Here is a 23278-nt window from a genome sequence, read left to right as displayed (position 1 = left end):
TATGCAGTCATTTGATCTTACAGGTAAGCTGGCATTGGTTACAGGCTGTAATAAAGGCATTGGTAAAGGAATGGCCCTGGGTCTCGCTGAAGCTGGTGCCGATATCATCGGTGTATCCGGTTCTATTGAACCGGAAGGGAGTGAGATAGAAAAAGAAGTAAGGTCACTCGGCAGAAAATTCAACGCCTACCAGGCCGATCTGTCAAATCGCGATAGCATCTATCAATTCCTCAAAACTATCCAGTCTATTCATCCGATTCCGGACATCTTAGTCAATAATGCGGGTACCATCATGCGCAAACCCGCAGCAGAGCACCCGGATGAATACTGGGACAAGGTAATGTCGATTAACCTGGATGCACCATTTATATTGTCAAGAGAAATCGGCAAGCAGATGCTGACAAGGGGAACGGGAAAAATTATTTTCACCTGCTCTTTGTTAAGTTTTCAGGGCGGTATCAATGTACCGGGTTATGCGGCCAGTAAAGGTGCGCTTAGTAGTTTAATAAAAGCGCTGGCCAATGAATGGGCAGGAAAAGGGATACAGGTAAATGGAATTGCGCCGGGTTATATTGCCACTGACAATACAGCAGCATTAAGAGAAGATGCAGAAAGAAGTGCATCGATACTTGCCAGAATACCGGCAGGAAGATGGGGGCAGCCTGAAGATTTCAAGGGACCCACCGTGTTTCTCGCCTCCGCAGCATCAGACTATGTAAACGGAACCATTGTTACTGTAGATGGCGGATGGATGGGGCGGTGATGGTAGATCTCAGATGGCAGATGTCAGATTTTTGATGTAGGATTTGAGGGGAAGTGAGTAGTGAGTAGTCAGTAGTGAGTGGAGCGTTTTACTCACTACTGACTACTCACTACTCACAGCTTCTCACAATAACCAAATGAATAAATCATAAATGATGGAAATACGTTTTCAAAACAGTCCGAATGAAGTGAAGGGTATGGATACTGCGTCGCTTCGTGAAAATTTTCATGTGGGTGAACTGATGCAGGATGATCAGCTGAAGCTGGTATACTCGCATTACGACCGTGTGATTATTGGTGGTGCGAAGCCAGTTGCAAAATCGCTGGTATTACCGAATGAAGCAGAATTGCGTGCAGATTATTTTCTGGAGAGAAGAGAGCTGGGTATTATCAATACTGGTGGTGCTGGTACGGTGGTAGCAGATGGTATTACTTATACATTGAATAAACTGGATGCATTATATCTGGGTAAGGGTACAAAAGAAGTAAGCTTTCAAACGGCTGATCTGTCAAGTCCTGCTGTTTTCTTTTTATTATCGGCACCGGCACACCATACTTACCCAAACAGAAGTATGACCAAGGAAGAAGCTTCGCCGGTGAAGATGGGGGAAGTGGCTACGTCTAATCAAAGAACCATCTACAAATACATTCATCAGGAAGGCATACAAAGCTGCCAGCTGGTGATGGGGCTTACGGTGCTGAATGAGGGCAGTGTATGGAACTCCGTTCCTCCACATACCCATACCCGCAGAATGGAAGTGTATTTTTATTTTGATGTACCCGAACAGCACAGGGTATTTCATTTTATGGGTCAGCCTACTGAAACCAGACATATACTGATGGCCAATCAGGAAGCTGTGATATCGCCACCATGGTCCATGCATTTTGGAGCGGGTTCATCCAACTATGGATTTATTTGGGGAATGGCAGGAGAGAATTATACATTTACGGATATGGACCCAGTGGCCATTGCTGAAATCAGGTAAGAAGCAACTATGAAAAAAGTATTGTGTTTCGGAGAGATATTATTGCGGCTGTCACCAGCAGCCAACGGGCAATGGCTGGAACAAAACCAAATGCCTGTTTTTATGGGGGGTGCAGAATTGAATGCGGCAACGGCACTGGCAGTATGGGGCCATCCGGTAAAATATTTTACCGCCATGCCCGACAATGCATTATCGAAAGATATCGCCAACTATCTCGCTAAAAAGAATATTGATACATCAGCCGTACATTATTCCGGTAACCGCATTGGTTTGTATTACCTGCAGCAGGGAACTGATATGAAAAATGCAGGTACGGTTTTCGACCGTGCCGGTTCTTCTTTTGCCACACTGGGAACAGGCCTGGTAAACTGGGATGAAGTATTAGCGGATGTACAGTGGCTGCATTTCAGTGCCATTGCACCAGCGGTGAGCGCATCAGCTGCAGAACTTTGTCTGGAAGTGTTGAAAGCGGCACAGGCAAAAAAGATTCCTGTCTCGGTAGACCTTAATTATCGTGCCCTGTTGTGGAAGTATGGAAAAAATCCACAGGAAGTGATGAAGACATTATTACCTTATTGCAACCTGGTGATGGGCAATATCTGGGCAGCCAATACTTTATTGGGTATTCCATTGCATCCGGATCTGATTGATGCGGAAGCCTATGCGGAACACGCGGCCAAAACAGCGGAAGCTATTATGCAGCAATATCCTTCCTGCATCACCGTAGCCAATACATTTCGTTTTGATAAAGATGCAGGTATCCGGTATTTTGCCGTACTCAATAAAGGCATGGTACAAACGGTTTCTAAAACATTTCTTACCGATACGGTGATAGATAAAGTGGGTAGTGGCGATTGTTTTATGGCAGGGCTTATTCACTCGGCCTTGCGTAATTATACAGATGAAGAGACGATTAATTATGCTGCTGCTGCCGCATTTGGTAAATTGCAGGAGAAGGGCGACACTACATCGAATTCAGTAACCACAGTTAAAAATATCATTGCACAAAATGGATAACCAGCAAATTATACGGGCCATTACATCACAGGGTATGCTGCCTCTATATTATCACGATGATGCAACGGTTACGCTCGAAGTAGCCAAAGCTTTATACCAGGCAGGTATTCGTGTAATTGAATATACCAACCGTGGTGAAAATGCACTGACGAATTTCAAACACCTGCTTGCACAAAGAGCGGTTGATATGCCGGATATGCTACTGGGTATCGGTACCATAAAAACGGTTGATCATGCCAAAGCATTTATAGATGCAGGTGCTGACTTTATAATTTGTCCGGGCATGATACCCGAAGTGGCCAACTATGTACATGAAAAAGGTAAATTGTGGGTGCCAGGTTGTATGACGTCTTCTGAAATTATGGTGGCAGAACAGCTGGGTGCAAAGTTTATAAAACTGTTTCCGGGTAATTTATTAGGACCTGGCTTTGTATCGGCTATTAAAGAATTGTTTCCGGGTATTGCTTTTATGCCTACGGGTGGGGTTGAGTTGGAGGAAGCCAATATACAGGCATGGTTTAGTGCCGGTGTAAAAGCGGTGGGTATGGGTAGCAAACTGATCACCAGAACATTACTCGATCAAAAAGACTATACAACCATTAGCGGGCAAACCAAAAAGGTACTCGATACACTTCAACGAATTAAACGATAGCCATGAATGCAGCCATAGGAAAATACAGGTGGACCATCTGTTCACTGATTTTTTTCGCCACAACGATTAACTATCTCGATCGGCAGGTAATCAGTCTGTTGAAATCGACACTCTCCGCAGAGTTAAACTGGAACGATGCAGACTATGCCAATATTGAAATAGCGTTTAAACTGTTTTATGCATTTGGTATGCTGGGGGCCGGCAGACTTATTGATAAACTCGGCACCAAACTCGGTTATGCACTGGCTACTGGTTTGTGGAGCCTGGCTGCGGTATGCCATGCATTCGCCTCCAGTGTATTCAGTTTTGCGGTGGTACGTTCTTTTCTTGGTGTAACCGAAGCCGGAAATTTTCCTGCGGCCATTAAAAGTGTGGCAGAATGGTTTCCTAAAAAAGAAAGGGCACTGGCAACAGGTATCTTTAATTCAGGCGCCAATTTTGGTGCTATCATTGCACCCTTAACTGTTCCTTTTATTGCGGCAGAGTGGGGTTGGAAATGGGCCTTTATTCTTACCGGTCTTATTGGATTTATCTGGCTAATATTCTGGTTCCTCCTATATGAAGTACCTCGCAAGCACAAAAAATTATCACAGGCTGAATTTGAATATATCCATAGCGATAAAGATGAAGTACAGGAAGTAACTGATGAACCTGCCGAAAAAGTATCCTGGTTCAAACTGCTGGGCTTCAGACAAACCTGGGCCTTTGCTATTGGTAAATTGTTAACCGATCCTATCTGGTGGTTCTATCTGTTCTGGTTACCTGATTTTCTGGAAGGCGAGTATGGCTTAACCAAAACGCAGATTGCCATACCGGTTGCACTGGTATACACCATATCTACCGTAGGAAGTATATTGGGTGGATGGATACCACTGCGTTTCATTAAAAACGGATGGACCGTCCACAAAGCCAGAAAAACATCGATGCTCATTTTTGCATTCTGTGTATTGCCGATTGTATTCGCACAATTGTTAGGTAGCATCAACATGTGGCTGGCAGTACTGATCATTGGTTTAGCAGCAGCAGCCCACCAGGCATGGAGTGCCAATATTTTTACCACGGTGAGTGATGTGTTTCCCAAAAAAGCCATTGCCTCTATCACAGGTATCGGTGGTATGTTTGGTTCACTGGGTGGTATATTGTTGTCGCTCTTTGTACAGAAAAATATGTTTGTGTACTACCGCAGTATCGATAAAATTGAAATTGCCTACTACATCATGTTCTTTATCTGCGGTTTTGCCTACCTCGCCGGCTGGCTGGTGATGCATTTCCTGATTGGGAAGAGAAGGGAGATGGTGAAAGTGTAGGGAGTAGTGAATGGTCAATGGTGAATGGTCAATGGTGAATAGGGTTAAGAGGGTGGTATTCGATGTGAATGATGTTGTCGAAGCTTTCTACTTTTTTGTAGGCGTATAAGGTTTCATGGTTCGAGGTGGTACGGATTACAACCGTTGTATTGTCTTTCCAGTAGGCTTCAATTTCATGAATACCCCTGGTGGCGTACAAGGTTCCGTCTGCTTTCGGAAAACGAATATTTACATAAGTGTTGGCAGACTTACCATAAGCCAGTTGGTTGATATGGATTTTGAGTGTTTGATCCGGCGATGGTATTACCCATTCTTTATCATGCTTTGGTTTTGGTCCGGTGGATATCCGAACTTCAAATAATTCAATATTCTCGCTTAGCGATGATCGGTTGATGACTTCTGTTCGTTGATTTTTTGTTTTAGAGGTAAGTTCTTCCAGGTGTTTTTGTGTATAAGCCTGCAGGAGTTGGCTGATTTTTTCTATGGTAGTGTTGTCTGCATGGGTTCTTTTGCAAAACTCCAGCATACTACCCGCTTTGCGCCATTGTTCACGGCTCAGTATTTCATCCTGACTGATTAGCTGCTGAATATCTTTTGTAAGTTCTTCGAATATATCAATGGCGTAACCGGTTTGTTCTTTAATAAAAATGGCGTAGTTGAAATCCATGGAAGATTCCAATGATTTTGTGAGTTTTTTCAGTTGTACCTGCAACCTGCTGCGTTTACGTTCCTGGTAATATTTCTCCGCTTTTTGTTTTTCCTGCCGGTAATAATGTCCAATCATATCATCACCATCATACACAATAGTACGGCCATGCAAACCTATGAGGTAAGTAAGGGTAGCCTGTACAATATTGTATTCCTTCTCAAGGGCTGTTTTTCTCTCTTCGGAAGTCATGGAAATATTTTACATAATACCGCTTAATCAATGGGGGCGTTTGATCTACGGCGAATAATGATGAATTGAAACATGCTTACTCACTACTCACTACTCACTATCTCCGCGCTCACAATTATACCCGATCCAATGGCTTTGCTTCCTTCATGTAAAGTAAAGGCATCATTGGATTTCAGGTTTTTGCGAATATGTTTGGCTGGAATTAGACGAATAAATACAGTACCCGAATCTCCGGGTTTTAATTGTGGCTGGTCAAGTAATTCTATCTCGCCAGAATAATGTTGCGCTGTATTAAATGCCAAAGCAGGTCTGTAACCTGTAGCAACAGGATTTTGTCTTCCGCCCAGACGGGTAGGCAAAAGAGAAATTTTTGCTTTGATATTATAGGCTGTCTTCGATAACATTTGGTTCTATAAAGATAACAAATTTGTTGAAAAGGGATAAATGTTGCTGGTCAATGCTAATGGCATCATGGCCGTCTAATTCCTGTCGGTTATGTGTTACGTGCAGAAAACACTGCTCGTTAATCGATACAGTGAGTATATATGTATAAGGAGGGATGAAATTGCGCTTAACAGAAGCTGCAACGTACTCTGATACAGCTACTTCACTGCTAAAGAATTGCTTTGCCTCAAGCGTATTGATTTGGGTGCGGAATTGTTTATGGATTTGTATATCATCTTTTTCAGCAGTGGAAACAGCACGGTATAAAACCATAAACCTGATTAAAAAATCAATCAGGCAAGATGCAAATTCAAACCGACTTTTTTTACCGTATTTATACCTGATTTTCATCCAGGGTCGACTTGATCAAATCAGACATCAGCCATCTGACATCAGCTATTGCTTCCTATCTTTGTTCCATGCAAGTCAGTTTTTCCTACGATAAAAAGAAAGTCATTCAGGCACTTCGGTATCACTTTGTACAGAAACCTGAGATCAGGGTATTAATGGTGCTGGTAAATGTATTTGCCATTGCGGCGGCTGTACTTTTTTATATGAAGAAGATCCGGCCAGAACCTTTTTTGCTGGGCTCTTTTATCTGGATCATGCTGATGGCATCTTTCTGGTATTTTCTTCCCAATAATATTTACCGTAAAGCGGCCACTTTTCAAGACAGTTTTATCATCGATTTTAATGAATCGGCCATACGCCTTGAAAATGAACGGGGTTATGTAGACTGGGACTGGAACAAATTTTCCCGCTTTTTTGAGAGCCCGCATTTTTTCCATCTCTATTTCGACAGTAAATCCTTCTTCCTTGTACCCAAAGAAAACATGGGCGACGAATTCCGCCACGATCTGCGGGGGTTGTTGAGGAAGAAGATTGGAGACCGATGAAAAATAAGGAATAAGAAATAAGGAATAAGAAATAAGGAATGAGAAAGGGAATAAGAAAGGGAGTTTACTTCCTGATTTCATATTTCATATTCCTTATTCCTCTGTTCTCAAAGCTGTTTCTCCATTACATAATGCGGTATGGTTACTTCGAAGAATTCTTCGCTGCAGATATTATAGCCCTGTTTTTCGTAGAAGCCAACGGCGGTGCCGCGGGCGTGCATGGTGAGGCGCTTGTAACCACGGTCACGGGCAATATTTTCGGCAAACATCATCAATACCCGGCCAATACCTTTTCCCTGCAAACCCGATAAAACGGCCATTTGCCTCAGACGAACGGTTTTTTCTCCTTCTTCCATCAGCATACAGCAGCCTTCCAGCTTTTCCTCATCAAAACAGCCGATCAGGATATCATTTTTCTCTTTTTCCAGTTCCTCCATGGTAAAACTGAGTCCGAGGGGTTTACGGAGTATCTGATAGCGCAATTCTACCATCTGCTGGTACTCTTTGGATCCGTGGTCGATGAGTTTTAATGCCATAGTCGGGGGAATAGGACGTACAAGATAGGAATCATTTTTAATATTTGGCCTTAAGTCCGGAAGTCGGATAGTCCGAAGTCCGGAAGATGAAAAAGTACTTTTCATAGCCTGAAAACAGGAAAAATCCACTTTCCATAACAATACTTCCGGACTTTCTGACTTCCCGTCTTCCGCACTTCCTGAGCCTATCTGCTTTGGGCATCATTGGCCTATTGTAGCCTGTGGAAACAAATATGGCCGAAAAGATTGCTTATTTAACAAAAAGTATATTTTTGCGGCTGTAACAAAAACTTTTTACAATGTCAGACATCGCAACAAGAGTTAAGAAAATCATAGTTGACAAGTTAGGGGTAGATGAAGCTGAGGTTACCAATGAGGCTTCTTTCACTAACGACCTCGGTGCCGATTCACTGGATACCGTTGAGTTGATTATGGAATTCGAAAAAGAATTCAACATCTCTATTCCTGATGAGCAGGCAGAAACCATCACTACAGTTGGTCAGGCTGTTGCTTACCTGGAAGAACATGCCAAGTAAGAATTAATTTTATTGAAGGAATAATTTATGCATCCGCCTTTCTGCGGCTTCGGCCACAAAAGGCGGATGCTCACTTAAACAGGTTTTGAACATGGAATTAAAGCGCGTTGTTGTAACCGGCATTGGCACCCTCACTCCGTTAGGTAATAATTTAGAAGACTACTGGACGGCGTTACTCAATGGTGTATCCGGCGCAGATAACATTACTTTATTTGATGCCTCTAAATTCAAAACCCGTTTTGCCTGCGAAATCAAAGGATTCGATCCTACCCAGTTTATGGACCGCAAAGAAGCCCGTAAAATGGACCGCTTTGCGCAGCTGGCCCTCGTAGCCAGTGATATGGCCGTGGCCGACGCAGGCATCTCCAAAGAAAACGTAGACATTGACCGTGTAGGGGTCATCTTCGCCAGTGGTATTGGTGGACTTACCACTTTTCAGGAGGAAGTGATCAACTTTGCAAAAGGTGACGGTACGCCCCGTTTCAATCCCTTCTTTATTCCCAAAATGATCCTCGATATCGCCGCAGGTCAGATATCGATGCGTCATGGTTTCCGCGGTCCTAACTACGCAGTGGTAAGTGCCTGCGCATCGAGTACCAATGGTATTATCAGTGCACTGGACACCATCCGTTTAGGTAAGGCCGATATCGTTTTATCCGGTGGATCAGAAGCCGTTATCAGCGAAGCTGGCCTGGGTGGTTTCAATGCCATGAAAGCCATGAGCGAACGCAACGACGATCCTAAAACCGCCAGCCGCCCTTACGATAAAGACCGTGATGGTTTTGTAATGGGAGAAGCTGCCGGTGTACTGGTACTGGAAGAATATGAACATGCTATTAAGCGTGGTGCCAAAATTTATTGTGAGATAGCAGGTGGCGGTGCTACTGCCGATGCTTATCATCTTACGGCCCCCCATCCCGAAGGGTTGGGTGCCCGTAATGTAATGCTGGCCGCATTGAAAGATGCAGGTATGCGTCCGGATGAAATTGATTATATCAATACCCACGGAACCTCAACACCACTGGGCGATGGCGCAGAAGCCAAAGCCATTACAGAAGTATTTGGTGAGCATGCCTACAACCTTAATATCAGTGCTACCAAGTCTATGACAGGTCACTGTCTGGGTGCTGCCGGTGTTATTGAGGCCATCGCTTGTATACAGAGCGTGATACATGATATTGTGCCGCCCACCATTAACCATTTCACCGATGATCCTGAACTGGATCCCAAATTAAACTTCACTTTTAACAAGGCACAGAAAAGAACCGTACGTGCTGCTTTGAGCAATACATTCGGTTTCGGCGGACATAATGCCTGCGTTATTGTGAAAAAATATTCAGCCTAAGCTTGTGCAGTTTTTAAAGCGACTTTTTTCATCTAAATCACCCGATGCTTCTTTTGAGGCACAGTTGAAAAATGTACTGGGTTTAAAACCCGGCAACCTGCTTATCTACCGAACAGCCCTCAGCCACCGCTCTGTAAAAGATACACCCGAAGAAAACAATGAGCGCCTCGAATACCTGGGCGATGCCGTATTGAGTGCGGTAGTGGCCGACTATCTTTTTAAACGCTACCCCTACAAAGGCGAAGGCTTTCTTACCGAAATGCGCAGTAAGATGGTAAACCGCCAGCAACTCAATGATATAGCCCTGAAAATGGGTTTGCGTAAACTTACTTTTTACAACAAATTCGACAGTTCACTCAAAGGCAGCCAGATTTTTGGAAATACACTGGAAGCTGTAGTAGGTGCTGTTTATCTTGATAAAGGTTATGCCAAAACCCAACACTGGGTACTGAAGCAGATTGTGATACCACATATGTTTGTGGACGATCTGGAAGCCATTGATATTAACCTGAAAAACAAACTGATTGGCTGGGCCAGTAAAAATGGCCGTACACTTTCCTTTGATCTCGCTGATGAAAAAATGGAGGGCTCACGCCGTCTCTTCACCATCCACATTATGCTCGACGGACAGCTACTGTCTATCGGCAAAGGCTACAACAAAAAAGACGCTTCCCAGGTAGCCGCACAGGCCGCGGTAGAAAAGCTGGGGCTGCAATAGAAACAGAGAAATAAGGAACATGAAATAAGAAATCAGGAAGGATAATTACTTTCTTATTTCATGTTCCTTATTCCTTATTTCTCTGTTTCTATTGCTTCCTGACAAAGTTCAATCAACACCCCACCGGTTCCTTTGGGGTGGAGAAAGCAGACCAGTTTGTTATCGGCTCCTTTTTTGGGGGTTTCGTTGAGTAATTGGAAGCCTTCTGCTTTTAAACGGGCCATTTCAGCTTCAATATCAGCTACTTCGAAGGCAATATGGTGCATGCCTTCGCCCTTTTTCTCAATAAATTTGGCGATAACGCCATCAGAATCAGTGCTTTCGAGCAATTCAATTTTGGTTTCCCCCACCTGAAAAAAGGCAGTATTCACCTTTTCTGAGGCTACCATTTCGGTTTTATAGCAGGTGGTTGACAATAATTTCTCATATAAGGGGATGGCGTCTGCAAAATTTTTAACGGCCAGACCAATATGTTCAACTTTTAGCATAATTCTTTGTTTAATATTCAGGCTTTCGATTTGTGAAAAAAAGCCGTCGGAAGCGGTTTTCGGTTCCGCAAGTATAAACCGATTAACGTATTTTTGTATTTAGAAGCAAGCAAATTTCTGTGCACTATGTTGAAATTACCAATTTACCTCGACAACAATGCCACCACACCCATGGATCCCCGTGTGCTGGAAGCGATGATACCTTATTTTACCGAGCATTTTGGCAATGCCGCAAGCCGTAACCACCCTTTTGGATGGCAGGCGGAAGAAGCCGTTGATTATGCACGTGAGCAGGTAGCCAAACTGATTGGCGCCGATCCTAAGGAAATCATCTTTACCTCAGGTGCTACAGAAGGGGATAACCTGGGTATTAAAGGTGTGTATGAAATGTATGCCAGCAAAGGTAACCATATCATTACCTGTACTACAGAACATAAAGCAGTACTGGATACCTGTAAACATATTGAGCGCCTGGGTGGTGAGGTAACTTACCTGGAAGTAAATCCGGAAGGTCTGATTGACCTGAAAGAACTCGAAGCTGCCATTAAGCCAACCACCATTCTGATTGCCATCATGTATGCCAATAATGAAATAGGGGTTGTGCAACCGGTAAAAGAAATCAGTGCCATTGCCCGCAAGCATGGTGTACTGTTCTTTACAGATGGTACACAGGCAGTAGGTAAAATACCTGTAGACGTTAATAAAGATGGTATCGATATCATGGCATTTACCGGACACAAAATGTACGGTCCCAAAGGCGTAGGTGCATTATATGTACGCAGAAAAAATCCGAGGGTAAAAGTAACTGCGCAGATGGACGGTGGCGGACATGAAAGAGGTATGCGTAGTGGTACTTTGAATGTACCGGGTATTGTTGGTTTTGGTAAAGCCTGTGAACTGGCAAGACTGGAAATGGCTGATGATGCTGCCAGACTCAGCAAGCTCCGCGACAAGCTGGAAACGGCACTGTTACAGCTGGAAGAAGCCTATGTAAACGGAAGCCGTGAGCACCGTTTACCACATGTAAGCAATATTTCTTTTAAATATGTGGAAGGTGAGGGATTGATGATGGGCTTTAATAAAAGCATCGCACTTTCATCAGGATCAGCCTGTACATCTGCTTCACTCGAACCCAGCTATGTGTTAAAAGCATTGGGTCTGGGTGATGATCTGGCACACAGTTCGCTGCGTTTCGGATTGGGCAGGTTTACTACCGAAGAACAGATTGACTATACCATTAAAGCGGTAAGTGAAACTGTTTTAAAACTAAGAGAAATGAGTCCGCTCTGGGAAATGTTCAAAGAAGGTATAGACCTGAACAGTATAGAGTGGGCACACCATTAATAATTAAACAATTTGAAAATTTGGAAATTTGAAAATGAGAGTGACCAAATACTAAAGTGGTCTTTCTGATTATAAGATTCTACCATTTCCAAATTTCCAAATTCACAAATTTCCAAATTAATTCAACCATGGCATATTCAGAAAAAGTAATCGATCATTACAATAACCCCAAGAATGTGGGTACGCTCGATAAGGCAAAAACAAATGTAGGCACTGGTCTCGTAGGTGCACCTGAGTGTGGAGACGTTATGCGTCTTCAGATTGAGGTAGACGATGCTACCGGTGTTATTACCGATGCTAAATTCAAAACCTTTGGTTGCGGTTCAGCAATCGCATCATCATCACTGGCAACAGAATGGCTGAAAGGTAAGACTGTTGATCAGGCTGTACAGATTGACAATATGGATCTGGTGGAAGAACTGAATCTTCCACCGGTGAAAATTCACTGCTCTGTATTGGCTGAAGATGCTATCAAAGCCGCTATCAACGACTACCGTAAAAAGAACGGATTGGAAGAGTTGGTTTTTGAAGAGAAGGGAGTACACTAGTATTTAAAAAACGAATGGTATTTCCATTAGTGATAAACCATTAACTATTAGCGAAATGGTAGCAACAGAGAACAGCATATACGTAAGCGACAAGGCTAAGAAGAAAGTGCAGCAACTGATGGAGGAAGCAGGCGTATCAGGAGATACTTCTTATTTTCTACGTGTAGGTGTTGTAGGAGGAGGTTGTTCCGGATTAAGCTATAAGCTTGATTTCGATAATGAAATCAAACCCATGGATCAGGTTTTTGAAGACAATGGAGTAAAAGTGGTAACCGATCTGAAAAGCTTTTTATACCTGGTTAATACGGAACTCGATTTCTCCGATGGATTGAATGGTAAAGGGTTTTATTTCAATAACCCTAATGCCAGCAGAAGTTGCGGATGTGGGGAGAGTTTTGCGGTATAGAATTTTTGCTGATAAAACAGATTATATGCAGAAAGCCCGGGAATAATACCGGGCTTTCTTTATTTATAGCGTGTATTAGTAGAATGCAGGCTCCGGCTTTTTATTCTCCGGACTGAAGTCCGGAGCAAGGAATTTATGTTTTATGTTTTCGGTAGTCGGATAAAATGGGAGCTGTTGGAAATCAGGAAAAGAAACCCAGCGCCGGACTTCAGTCCGGCGAAAAGAAATAAGGTGTCGGATTGCTTTTTATTCTCCGGACTAAAGTCCGGAGCAAGGAATTTATGTTTTATGTTTTCGGTAGTCGGATAAAATGGGAGCTGTTGGAAATCAGGAGAAAGAAACCCAGCGCCGGACTTCAGTCCGGCGACCCATTGGCAAGAGTGTTTTATGATATGTATGAAACTCTTAAGCATATTCATTCTTCAGAACACAAAGCGAATCAAGCACACCGCCACAAGATTCCGTAGAAATACTTAGCCAGAAACCCCGATTTTGTTGGCAAATTTTTGCCATGCCTTATTCAATTGTTTTCCTGCATTATGTGTGGAGTACCAAATACAGAAATCCCATATTAACACCACCTGTTAAACAGTCATTGATCAATCATATCAGACATTATGCATACAGTCAAAATATTCATATAGTCTGTATTGATGGGCATATGGATCATTTGCATTGCCTGGTGAAGCTGAGAGCAGGACAAACGATAGATGGAGTGATTAAATTGATTAAAGGTGAATCGGCACGATGGTTTAACCTAAAATACAAGTATGTATACCTTGTTTGGCAGTCGGATTATTTTGTGGCCTCGGTTGGTAAATCGGCAGTGGAAAGTTTGAAACGGTATATCGCTAATCAGGAAGCACACCATGCGGATCAATCTTTTGAACAGGAGTATCAAAAATTATCAGGCATGCTTTTTCGCCTGGAAGGGACTTAATAGGCATCAAAAAAGCCCGGTCCATCCGGGCTTTTTTCCAAAAACCAACAGCACTTGTAGAAACAAATGCCTAAACGCTGTCGGGTACAGCTGGTGCATCCGGTACAGTTGCTTTGGCCGGTACCCTTGGTTTTGCTGGCGGTGGGGGTGGTGGCGGAATATATTTATTCACTTTAATTTTCATTTTTTCCGGGGGTGGCGGTGGCGCAGGTTGTTCCGGCTTATGAACAACAACTGGCGGTTCCTGAACCTTCGGCGGTGGGGGAGGTGGTGGTACTTTAGATTTTTTATTACTTTTTACCGTAACAGGGATAGCATCCTTGCCCTCTGCTACCATTACTTTTTCGGTACTATTTGGCTTTGCCGGTTTCTTCTGCGCCCTTGTTAATAAGCCTACACCTAATAAGCATATGAGCAGGAGTGTTAATTTTAATTTCATACAGCTGTTTTTAATAGGATGCATCCGGCGGATGATTCCATAAAGAACACATAAAATATACAGGAACGGTAATCGTATGGCCCAGAACATTTAGTTTTGATACTTATGTGGATCATCTGTAAAAAAGAATGGCAACAGTTTTTCAGCAGCCTTACAGGTTATATTGCTCTGGCAGTATTTCTGCTGATCAACGGACTCATGTTATTTGTTTTCCCCGATACCAGCATACTCGAGTTTGGCTATGCCAGCCTTGGTGGTTTTTTTAGCCTTACACCATGGATACTTTTATTCATTGTACCCACCATTACCATGAGGAGCTTTGCCGACGAATACAGACTGGGTAATTTTGAAATATTGAGAACACTGCCGCTTACACCTGCACAGCTTGTTTCGGGTAAGTTTCTCGGCTGCCTTATCATTGTTTTCTGTGCCATACTACCAACAGTTATCTATGCTTTTTCGGTTCAGGCGCTTAGTGTAACAGGTGGTATTGATATTGGCGCCACTATTGGCAGCTATATCGGATTACTGTTATTAGGCGCTGTTTTTACTGCCATCGGCATTTGTGCCAGCAGCTATACCAATAATACGGTAGTTGCATTTATAGCCGGCGCATTTGTTTGCTTTCTTTTGTACAATGGTTTTGATGCGATAAGTAAGCTATCCTTTTTCAGTGGCGGAGTAGATTATTACCTTGAAATGATGGGTATTAATTTTCATTACCGCAGCATCAGCAGAGGTGTAATACGCATCAGTGATCTGGTATATTTTGGAGGACTGATCAGCTTCTTCTTATTTCTTACCCAAAGAAACCTGTTGAAACGATAAACCATGCAGAAATTATTGCAGCATAAATATGGCTGGTTAGGTTTACTCACTTTATTATTAGTGGTGATATTTCTTTCAGCAGATATTGGCTTCAGGGCCGATCTTACTGCCGATAAAAGATACAGTCTTACCAATCCTACCAAACAACTCCTTACTAACCTCGATTCGGTTATTGAAATAAAAGTATTTCTTACGGGTGAACTGCCTGCCGATTATAAGAAACTATCTGTGGCAACTGCAGAACTGCTGGACGAGTTTACCTCCATATCAGGCAATCTTGTTCGTGTATCATTTGAAAAGCCCGGTGAGGATATTGTGAACGATACGGCAAAAGCCATTTTATACGACAGCCTCGCGCGACTGGGTGTGGTATTTGAACGCAGTGAAGTTACCAGTACTGATAAGTCAACCGCACAACTGATTGTGCCATCTGCCTTGGTGGTATATGGAAACAGAAAACCGCTTGCTGTTGATTTGCGAAGTAGCAGGAAAATATTCCGGCAGTACAATGTAATGAACGATGTAGAGCCCCAGGAAGATAAAGAAGCCACCCGAAATGCAGCAGAAGCATTACTGGAATACAAATTTGCCAATGCTATTGAAAAGCTTACCCGGAAAACCATACCCACTATTGCCTACCTCGTAGGAAACGGAGAGCCTGTTGATTTAAAAGTGAATGATTTGGGAGAAAGCCTGCGTAATGAATACAGGTTGGCTGTTTTCGATCTCAAACAAGGATATCCTGATCCCGCAGTAATCGATGCCATGATTATTGTAAAACCTACACAGACATTTACGGAAGAAGACAAACTGAAACTGGATCAGTACGTAATGAATGGAGGTAAACTACTTTGGTTTATTGATAAACTGCATGCAGAACTGGATAGTCTGATGCGGAGCCAGGCTGAATACACTGCCTTTGACCGCGGACTGGATATAGATGACCTCCTGTTTAAATATGGTGTTCGTATTAATGGCGATCTGGTGCAGGATCTGAATTGTTCTAAAATACCCATAGTAGTGGGTAGAAACCCCGATGGCTCTCCCAATATGCAGAGAGTACCCTGGCCTTATTATCCATTTCTTTCTTCTCACGCAGAGAATCCCATTTCAAAAAATATAGACAGGGTATTACCTGTTTTTCCATCCAGTATCGATACGGTAAAAGCACCGGGTATACAAAAAACCATATTGCTGGCTTCCGATACCAATAGCCGTCGTATTGCGTCACCTGCTATTGTATCGATCAACAGCGTAAAAAATGAAGAGGACCTTCGCAGTTTTACCAGCAGTTTTGTGCCGGTAGCCGTTTTATTGGAAGGGGCTTTTCATTCATTGTTTGCCAACAGGGTCAGTGCAACGGTAATCGACTCGGTGCAAAGAGCAACTGGCCGCCCTTTTTTGAAACAGGCTGCTAAACCGGGTAAACAGATTGTGGTATCAGATGCTGATATCGTAACCAATGCCATTAGTAATACAACCGGCCCTTTGCCGATGGGTGAGCTGCCTTTTGAGGGTTATCGTTTTGCCAACAGGGAATTCTTCCTGAACTGTGTAGATTATCTGGTAAGCAATAATGGCTTATTTGAAAGCAGAAACAAAACAATTGTATTAAGGTTGCTGGATAAAGAAAAAATTGCCACACAGAAAAGCAGCTGGCAAATCATCAATATTGCTGGTCCACTTTTATTCCTGGCAGTAGCAGGAGCCATATTGCAATGGCGGCGAAAAAAGAAATATGGTATTTGAGTGCCTGCCATTGAGCAGAGCGCTATCTTTATGCCATAATTAATATGCATGACAACCCATCAGATTGTTTACCTGGTTTTTGGCATTGTACTGGTACTGGCACTTGTTTTTGACCTCGGCTTACTGAGCAAAAAAAATGCTCAGATTACGATTAAACAGGCACTCAAGCAAACCTTTTTCTGGGTAACACTGGCACTCGGTTTTTTTGTTTTTATGTGGGTAGAGGAGGGGCAGAAACTGGCCCTCGAATACCTCAGTGCTTATCTGATGGAATGGAGCCTCAGCATAGATAATATTTTTGTATTCATTCTCATCTTCAATTCCTTTAAAGTAAAAGAGAAATATTACTCAAGGGTACTATTGATTGGTATTCTGATGGCAATTGTATTCAGGGTATTGTTTATTACTATAGGCGTGGCGCTGGTAGAACAGTTTCATTGGGTATTATACATATTTGGTGTGTTTCTGGTATATACAGGATACACCATGTTCACCGCCAATGAGGATAAAGAATTTGAACCACACGATACAAAAATCTACCGCTTCCTGAAAAAATACCTGCCCCTTGCACCGCATGATGGAGATGGTAAATATGTGGTAAGAGAAAATGGTAAACCACTATACACAACACTTTTTGTGGTAGTAGTATTACTCGCCTCTATTGATCTTGTTTTCGCACTTGATTCTATTCCGGCGGTAATGGGCATATCAAGAGATAAACTGGTAATTTATACGTCTAATATTTTTGCGGTACTTGGTCTCCGTTCACTGTTTTTCCTGTTGAGAGGAGCTGTTTCCAAATTCGATTACCTGCAACAGGGAATAGCCATTGTTCTGGTCATCATCGGTATCAAAATGTTGGGTGAACACTATATCAATATGTGGATTGATAAAAGTACGCAGGTGTTTATTTCACTCGGACTCATTGTTCTTTGTATTTCAGGTTCTATCTTTTACTCCATGTTTGCGAGTAAAAAAGGAGCACCGGAAGATGTACACGACGGTTCTATTTAACTATAAATGATCTTTTGTCGATTTGTCTTATTCGCTGAAACATATAGCCGGCATTATTGAAGCTGACAGGATTCCGTCGGGTGAAGCGGTTATCTCGCAACTGTTAACGGATAGTCGGAAACTGATTTTTGCAGAAAGTACTTTATTCTTTGCTATAGAAGGGCCGAGAAGAGATGGGCATGATTTTATTGGTGAATTATATGATCGGGGACTTCGTTTTTTTGTAGTTCAGAAAGGGAAACTGTCGTCTGCTCTGTTTCCCGAAGCGGTATTTCTGGAAGTAAGTCATGTGTTGGCAGCCTTACAAAAGCTGGCAGCCTACCACAGAACACAATTTAATATTCCGGTAATAGGTATTACAGGTAGTAATGGTAAAACCATCGTAAAAGAATGGCTATATCAGTTATTGCATACGGAGGAGCAAATTGTTCGTAGTCCGCGCAGTTATAATTCGCAAATCGGCGTGCCATTAAGTGTATGGCAGTTGAACCATACACACACACTTGGAATATTTGAAGCCGGTATTTCTCAGAAAGGAGAAATGACAGCACTACAAAAAATCATTCAACCTACCATTGGCATATGGACCAATATCGGGGCGGCACATGCAGAAGGATTTTTAAGTGATGCGGAAAAAGCCGCTGAAAAGGCAAACCTTTTTTCAGCAGTCGAGAGTCTGGTTTATTGTAAAGATTCTATTATTAATTCTTTTGATCCTGCCAATGCCGGTCATACAATGCTTAAGAAAGATGTTCATCTTTTTTCCTGGAGCAGAACGGGTAAGGCTGAATTGCAGATACTCTCTGAAGAACAGAATACACAGCAAACATGGGTAACCGCCTTATATGAGGGAAAACAGTTACAGGTTGCCATCCCCTTTACAGATCGTATATCGGTTGATAATGCGATTACCTGCTGGTGTGTTTTATTATTAAAAAGATTCAGTAAGGATTGGATACAGCAACGCATGCTATTACTCGAAGCAGTAGATATGCGTATGCAACTGAAAAAGGCAGTGAATAACTGCTACCTGCTCAACGACAGTTATAGTAATGATACAGCATCGTTGGAGCTTGCACTTGATTTTCTGGTACAACAGGCTGGTAAGAACAAAACAACATTGATACTTTCAGATGTATTGCAAAGTGGTCAGCATGCTGATGAGTTATACGCGGGTATTGTAAAACAGGCTGCAACAAGAGGTATAAGCAGGCTGATTGGAATTGGTACAACACTGGTATCGCAGCAATCACTATTGCAGAAGAAGGCAGCAGGAATGCTGGTAGAATGCTATGAATCAACGGCCTTTTTTCTGCAACATGCTTCCCTGAATCAGTTCAGGGATGAATATATTTTATTGAAAGGGGCACGTATTTTTTCTTTTGAAAGAATCAGTCAGTGGCTGGAACAGAAAGTCCATCAAACCGTAATGGAAGTAAACCTCACGGCCATGGCGCATAACCTGAAAGCCTATCAGCAGCATTTGCGACCCAGTACAAAGCTGATGGCCATGGTAAAAGCATTTAGCTATGGAAGTGGTTCTGCTGAAGTGGCCCGCTTACTGCAGTTTCAAAAAATAGATTACCTCGCAGTAGCCTATGCCGACGAAGGTGTTGAGCTGCGTAAAGCAGGCATTAGTTTACCTATCATGGTGATGAATGTTGATGAAGCAGGTTTTGATGCCATGATTCAATATAACCTGGAACCTGAGATTTATTCTTTTGGAATTTACCGACAGTTTCATCAGTTCCTCGATAAACAGGCGATCAGACAATATCCTGTGCATATCAAATTCAATACAGGTATGAACAGGCTGGGATTTGAAATAAGTGAAGCAGATGAATTGGCTTCGCTGATCAATCAGCAGGGTACCATGGTCGTAAAATCATTACTCAGCCATCTGGTGGCAAGTGAAACCATTTCCCTCGATGAATTTACTGCAGAACAAGTGAGTCGTTTTGAAAGGGCTGCAGCTACTATGCAGCAATTACTGGGTTATCCATTTATCAAACATATAGCCAATTCAGCCGGGATATTCCGCCATCCCGAATACCAGTTTGATATGGTTAGATTGGGTATTGGATTGTATGGTGTAGACAGTGCCCATGAAAACCAGCTTGCTTTACAAACAGTGGTGACCCTGAAGTCAACTATTGCCCAGATCAGAAATGTGTCCCAACATGAAACGGTGGGCTATAACCGGAAAGGCGTACTAGAAAGGGATAGCCGCATTGCCACGGTTCGCATAGGTTATGCAGATGGCTTTAGTCGTTCGCTGGGCAACCGGAATGGCTATATGTGGGTAAGGGGAAGAAAGGCCCCGGTAATTGGCAATGTGTGCATGGATATGACGATGGTAGATGTTACCGATATTCCGGAGGCAAAAGAGGGAGATGAAGTGGAAGTATTCGGTAAACATATACCTGTACAGGAACTGGCCAAAGCCACCGGTACCATTGCCTACGAAATCATGACGGGCATCAGCCAGCGGGTGAAAAGAATCTATGTAGAAGAATAAGCCTCTCTTTTAACATAGCCATCTGGCTACCAGAGTACCATAGTTGTTGGTTCAGCCCCTATCTTTGCCCAGTATAAACTATCAGGAAGTGAAAGGAAAACATCTGTTTTTATTGATTCTCATCATCATTGTGGCCGACCAGGCATTGAAATTCTATATTAAACTGAATTATTATGCCGGAGAAGAGCATAAAGTACTGGGTAGCTGGTTCAGACTGCATTTTGTAGAGAATGAAGGCATGGCCTGGGGCTGGAAATTCGGTGGTGGTTTTGGTAAAATCGCACTCACCCTTTTCAGATTGGTAGCAGTGGTATGGGGTACTTTTCTTTTACGTGATTTTATCAGGAAAAATTACCACAAAGGTTTCATGATCTGTGCAGGTCTTATTTATGCCGGTGCACTGGGTAACCTGATTGATAGCTTATTCTACGGACTGATTTTCGAACAAAGCAATCCCTTTACACAGAATGTAGCCACTTTGTTTCCTTCTGGTGGTGGATATGCAGGCTTGTTGCATGGTAAAGTGGTAGATATGTTTTACTTCCCCATCATTACCGATGCAAAATATCCTTCCTGGGTACCTTTCTTTGGAGGAGATGATTTTGAGTTCTTCCGCCCTGTATTCAACCTGGCAGATGCTGCTATTTCAGCCGGTGTGATTGCGATCCTGATTTTTCAGAATAAGTTTTTCAAACAGGTGAAAGAAGAAAAACATTCAACAGTAGAAACCAAGTCTGTGGTAGATGATAAGACGCAGATATTCTAAAATAATGGACCTAATAAAAAGCCGCTGTTGATTTTCAACAGCGGCTTTTTTATGCAGTTACTTATCTATGTATTAAAATATCTGCTTCTTCTTCAAAGAAACCGATTGGTTGGCAGCAGGAATTACCTGATCTACCATACCTACCCCTTTGGCATAGTAAGAAGTGCCTTCTATCAGCGATCTGTAACTACCGCCATCGGGTTTAAACCTGATTTCTCTTTTCACACTGATTACATCAGAATAGGTAGTACCCAGTACCGAATAGGTAATGCCTTTACCCATGATGGTAAAAACAGCTTTACTCACACCTACTTCCGTACCAAATTTTACCTTGCCATACTCAGCACTTTCCCAGGTAGTACCCACTGCTACATTATCTTTAAGGAAAGGGTATGATATAAAAGAACTTGGGATAGAGTCCCAGATAAACAGGTAATCAAAATCTGTTGTGCTCAGTGCATAATAGTTACCAGCATTGTCTTTTGAAAAATAATAAGCTTCCCCCAGTGGATTGGTATCGTATTGTTTGAAGACTTTATTATCAAACAGAACAGTCTGACTGGTTACCGTGGCCCTGAAAGTATCAAGGGTGCCAAGTTTAGGCAGGTATTCATACGTCCAGTTAGAGTTTAACGTATTGGGGAAATAATCGGTACCGGTTCCACCACCCGACGATCCGCCGGTAGTAGTGGCTACTACTGAAAACGCGCAAAAGCTACTGTTGAATGTAAGTACAAAGTCAGCACGGTTGGGAAGGATAGGCTTGCCATATCCTTTTAATTTGATGGTGGCTGGTCCGGTAGTGAGTGCAAAACCGGAATCAATAAACCACATACCATTCAGGGTATCTGTATATATTTTGTATTTACCCTGCAGGGTGAAATTAACTTTGATGATAACATAGTTACTATCTGTAAGCGCCTGGTCAATTACATAATCACCTTTTACAATAGCATCCTTACAGGAACCGGAACTATCGGTTAATGAACCCTGTGCGATACCGCCAAGTCCGGTACCTTCTTTGCTGACTTCTTTCTGGCAGGCCCAGAATACCAAAACTGCTGCTAGTAACAGTACCCATCTCGAAGTGAACTTATTCATAATGCCTTTTCTTTGGTATACACTTTATAGACTAAAATCAGACCAATAACGCAGCCTGATCCTTCAAATTACTATTTTTTAGCAATTGCGACACATTATTTAACGTAGTCATAGCAATCTGGGAGAGGGCCTCATCGGTGAAAAAGGCCTGGTGAGCGGTGATCAGGACATTCGGGAAGCTCATCAGGCGCTGAATATCGTCGTCCTGAATGATTTTCGTAGACAAATCCCTGAAGAACAGCTTCTCTTCCTGTTCATATACATCCAGCCCCAGTGCGCTGATATATCCTTTCTTCAATGCTTCAATCATGGTTTTGGTATCTATCAGTGCCCCACGACCGGTATTGATCAGCATGGCCCCCTTTTTTACATAACCGATGGTTTCCGGTCCAATCAGGTGTCGGGTTTGTTCATTTAATGGGCAGTGTAATGAAATAATGTCCGACTGTAAAACCTCCATCAAAGGATGATAGGTAACCCCGATGGCTTCCATTTCTTTATTGGCAACCAGATCAAAAGCTTTCACGGTACAACCAAATCCCAGCATGATCCGGCAAAAAGCCTTACCTATATTACCGGTACCGATAACACCTACGGTTTTACCATGCAGGTTAAAACCAAGTAGTCCATTCAAAGAAAAATTCTGTTCTCTTACACGGTTATAGGCTTTATGGGTTTTCCTGTTCAGGGTTAATATCATGGCCACTGCATGCTCTGCAACAGCTTCAGGTGAATAAGCGGGTACTCTGCAAACGTGTATTTCATTTTGACGGCAGGCTTCTATATCCACATTATTGAACCCGGCACAACGCAGGGCAATTACCTTAGTGCCATTATCTTTTAATGAAGCAATGACAGGGGCTGTTACCTTATCGTTTACAAATACACAAACAGCATCGGATCCTTTTGCCAGCGATGCGGTGGTTTCATCCAATGCCACATCGAGAAAGCTCAACTCAAACCCCAAACTGTCATTGTATCTTTCAAAGAAAATACGATCATAAGGTTGTGATGAGAAGAAGGTGAGTTTCATAATGTAA

26 protein-coding genes are annotated in these 23278 nt (G+C 42.7%); 18 read left to right on the top strand and 8 right to left on the bottom strand.

Features of this window, described 5'->3' with window-relative positions; genetic code table 11:
• Position 1: 1 nt before the first annotated feature.
• From BC659_RS04140 to BC659_RS04120, 5 genes are all read left to right on the top strand, one after another.
• Positions 2–763 (top strand): SDR family oxidoreductase, encoded by a 762-nt coding sequence (locus BC659_RS04140; RefSeq protein WP_133473405.1) that lies wholly within the window; start codon positions 2–4, stop codon positions 761–763.
• 154 nt (positions 764–917) lie between these two features.
• Positions 918–1748 (top strand): 5-dehydro-4-deoxy-D-glucuronate isomerase, encoded by an 831-nt coding sequence (gene kduI, locus BC659_RS04135; RefSeq protein ID WP_133473404.1) that lies wholly within the window; start codon positions 918–920, stop codon positions 1746–1748.
• Positions 1749–1757: 9 nt separating this feature from the next.
• Positions 1758–2765 carry a sugar kinase gene (locus tag BC659_RS04130; RefSeq protein WP_133473403.1) on the top strand — a complete coding sequence of 336 codons (1008 nt, stop codon included), beginning with the start codon at positions 1758–1760 and terminating at the stop codon, positions 2763–2765.
• On the top strand, positions 2758–3417 hold the full coding sequence (locus BC659_RS04125) for a bifunctional 4-hydroxy-2-oxoglutarate aldolase/2-dehydro-3-deoxy-phosphogluconate aldolase (RefSeq protein ID WP_133473402.1): 660 nt from the start codon (positions 2758–2760) through the stop codon (positions 3415–3417). Before BC659_RS04130 ends, BC659_RS04125 begins: the two co-directional genes overlap by 8 nt.
• A 2-nt stretch (positions 3418–3419) precedes the next feature.
• Entirely contained in the window at positions 3420–4724 is a 1305-nt protein-coding gene (locus tag BC659_RS04120) for an MFS transporter (RefSeq protein WP_133473401.1), read from the top strand.
• A gap of 28 nt (positions 4725–4752) precedes the next feature.
• Here BC659_RS04120 and BC659_RS04115 read toward each other — a convergent pair whose 3' ends face one another.
• The 3 genes from BC659_RS04115 to BC659_RS04105 form a co-directional block, all read right to left on the bottom strand.
• Complete coding sequence (locus tag BC659_RS04115) at positions 4753–5622, bottom strand: hypothetical protein (RefSeq protein ID WP_133473400.1); 870 nt, start codon at positions 5620–5622, stop codon at positions 4753–4755.
• 83 nt (positions 5623–5705) lie between these two features.
• On the bottom strand, positions 5706–6026 hold the full coding sequence (locus tag BC659_RS04110) for an EF-Tu C-terminal domain-related protein (RefSeq protein WP_133473399.1): 321 nt from the start codon (positions 6024–6026) through the stop codon (positions 5706–5708).
• Positions 6004–6339, bottom strand: coding sequence for a hypothetical protein (locus tag BC659_RS04105; protein ID WP_162847347.1), 336 nt, complete (start codon positions 6337–6339; stop codon positions 6004–6006). The genes BC659_RS04110 and BC659_RS04105 overlap by 23 nt, the downstream gene beginning before the upstream one ends.
• A gap of 146 nt (positions 6340–6485) precedes the next feature.
• On the opposite strand from BC659_RS04105, the gene BC659_RS04100 reads away from it, so the two are divergent.
• A complete protein-coding gene (locus BC659_RS04100) occupies positions 6486–6962 on the top strand; it encodes a YcxB family protein (RefSeq protein WP_133473397.1) in 477 nt (158 codons plus the stop codon).
• A gap of 107 nt (positions 6963–7069) precedes the next feature.
• On the opposite strand, the gene BC659_RS04095 is transcribed toward BC659_RS04100, so the two are convergent.
• Positions 7070–7498 (bottom strand): GNAT family N-acetyltransferase, encoded by a 429-nt coding sequence (locus BC659_RS04095; RefSeq protein WP_133473396.1) that lies wholly within the window; start codon positions 7496–7498, stop codon positions 7070–7072.
• A 299-nt stretch (positions 7499–7797) separates the two neighbouring features.
• On the opposite strand from BC659_RS04095, the gene BC659_RS04090 reads away from it, so the two are divergent.
• From BC659_RS04090 to rnc, 3 genes are all read left to right on the top strand, one after another.
• Positions 7798–8034, top strand: coding sequence for an acyl carrier protein (locus BC659_RS04090; protein ID WP_026751146.1), 237 nt, complete (start codon positions 7798–7800; stop codon positions 8032–8034).
• 91 nt (positions 8035–8125) lie between these two features.
• Positions 8126–9379 carry a beta-ketoacyl-ACP synthase II gene (fabF, locus tag BC659_RS04085; RefSeq protein WP_133473395.1) on the top strand — a complete coding sequence of 418 codons (1254 nt, stop codon included), beginning with the start codon at positions 8126–8128 and terminating at the stop codon, positions 9377–9379.
• A 4-nt stretch (positions 9380–9383) separates the two neighbouring features.
• Positions 9384–10097, top strand: coding sequence for a ribonuclease III (gene rnc, locus BC659_RS04080; protein WP_133473394.1), 714 nt, complete (start codon positions 9384–9386; stop codon positions 10095–10097).
• A gap of 74 nt (positions 10098–10171) precedes the next feature.
• Here the strand turns inward: rnc and mce are convergent, their stop codons facing one another.
• A complete protein-coding gene (gene mce / locus BC659_RS04075; RefSeq protein ID WP_133473393.1) occupies positions 10172–10585 on the bottom strand; it encodes a methylmalonyl-CoA epimerase in 414 nt (137 codons plus the stop codon).
• A 126-nt stretch (positions 10586–10711) separates the two neighbouring features.
• On the opposite strand from mce, the gene BC659_RS04070 reads away from it, so the two are divergent.
• The 4 genes from BC659_RS04070 to tnpA all read left to right on the top strand — a co-directional run bounded on the left by BC659_RS04070 (position 10712) and on the right by tnpA (position 13823).
• The gene (locus BC659_RS04070) at positions 10712–11929 is read left to right on the top strand and encodes an IscS subfamily cysteine desulfurase (protein ID WP_281277228.1); all 1218 of its coding nucleotides are present in this window, start codon (positions 10712–10714) and stop codon (positions 11927–11929) included.
• 128 nt (positions 11930–12057) lie between these two features.
• Positions 12058–12477 (top strand): Fe-S cluster assembly scaffold IscU, encoded by a 420-nt coding sequence (gene iscU, locus BC659_RS04065; RefSeq protein WP_133473392.1) that lies wholly within the window; start codon positions 12058–12060, stop codon positions 12475–12477.
• 55 nt (positions 12478–12532) lie between these two features.
• Complete coding sequence (locus BC659_RS04060; RefSeq protein WP_133473391.1) at positions 12533–12883, top strand: HesB/IscA family protein; 351 nt, start codon at positions 12533–12535, stop codon at positions 12881–12883.
• Positions 12884–13394: 511 nt separating this feature from the next.
• On the top strand, positions 13395–13823 hold the full coding sequence (tnpA, locus tag BC659_RS04055; RefSeq protein ID WP_133473390.1) for an IS200/IS605 family transposase: 429 nt from the start codon (positions 13395–13397) through the stop codon (positions 13821–13823).
• A 70-nt stretch (positions 13824–13893) separates the two neighbouring features.
• On the opposite strand, the gene BC659_RS16810 is transcribed toward tnpA, so the two are convergent.
• On the bottom strand, positions 13894–14262 hold the full coding sequence (locus tag BC659_RS16810; protein WP_162847346.1) for a hypothetical protein: 369 nt from the start codon (positions 14260–14262) through the stop codon (positions 13894–13896).
• Positions 14263–14367: 105 nt separating this feature from the next.
• Here BC659_RS16810 and BC659_RS04050 point away from each other — a divergent pair, with 105 nt between their 5' ends.
• From BC659_RS04050 to BC659_RS04030, 5 genes are all read left to right on the top strand, one after another.
• Complete coding sequence (locus BC659_RS04050; protein ID WP_133473389.1) at positions 14368–15090, top strand: ABC transporter permease subunit; 723 nt, start codon at positions 14368–14370, stop codon at positions 15088–15090.
• A gap of 3 nt (positions 15091–15093) precedes the next feature.
• Positions 15094–16839: a gliding motility-associated ABC transporter substrate-binding protein GldG gene (gene gldG, locus BC659_RS04045; protein ID WP_133473388.1), complete on the top strand. Its 1746-nt coding sequence runs from the start codon at positions 15094–15096 to the stop codon at positions 16837–16839.
• 48 nt (positions 16840–16887) lie between these two features.
• Positions 16888–17853 (top strand): TerC/Alx family metal homeostasis membrane protein, encoded by a 966-nt coding sequence (locus BC659_RS04040; protein ID WP_133473387.1) that lies wholly within the window; start codon positions 16888–16890, stop codon positions 17851–17853.
• Positions 17854–17875: 22 nt separating this feature from the next.
• A complete protein-coding gene (locus BC659_RS04035) occupies positions 17876–20371 on the top strand; it encodes a bifunctional UDP-N-acetylmuramoyl-tripeptide:D-alanyl-D-alanine ligase/alanine racemase (RefSeq protein ID WP_133473386.1) in 2496 nt (831 codons plus the stop codon).
• Positions 20372–20435: 64 nt separating this feature from the next.
• Positions 20436–21137, top strand: a complete 702-nt coding sequence (locus BC659_RS04030; protein WP_246027076.1) for a lipoprotein signal peptidase — start codon at positions 20436–20438, stop codon at positions 21135–21137.
• A gap of 72 nt (positions 21138–21209) precedes the next feature.
• On the opposite strand, the gene BC659_RS04025 is transcribed toward BC659_RS04030, so the two are convergent.
• Both BC659_RS04025 and BC659_RS04020 read right to left on the bottom strand, forming a co-directional pair.
• Positions 21210–22238, bottom strand: coding sequence for a hypothetical protein (locus BC659_RS04025; RefSeq protein ID WP_133473385.1), 1029 nt, complete (start codon positions 22236–22238; stop codon positions 21210–21212).
• A gap of 37 nt (positions 22239–22275) precedes the next feature.
• Positions 22276–23271, bottom strand: a complete 996-nt coding sequence (locus BC659_RS04020; protein ID WP_133473384.1) for a 2-hydroxyacid dehydrogenase — start codon at positions 23269–23271, stop codon at positions 22276–22278.
• Positions 23272–23278 lie beyond the last annotated feature (7 nt).

Source organism: Sediminibacterium goheungense (genome assembly GCF_004361915.1).
Taxonomy (GTDB): Bacteria; Bacteroidota; Bacteroidia; order Chitinophagales; family Chitinophagaceae; genus Sediminibacterium; species Sediminibacterium goheungense.
Note: the sequence above shows the minus strand (reverse complement) of the source record. Positions and strands in the feature narration are given on the sequence as shown.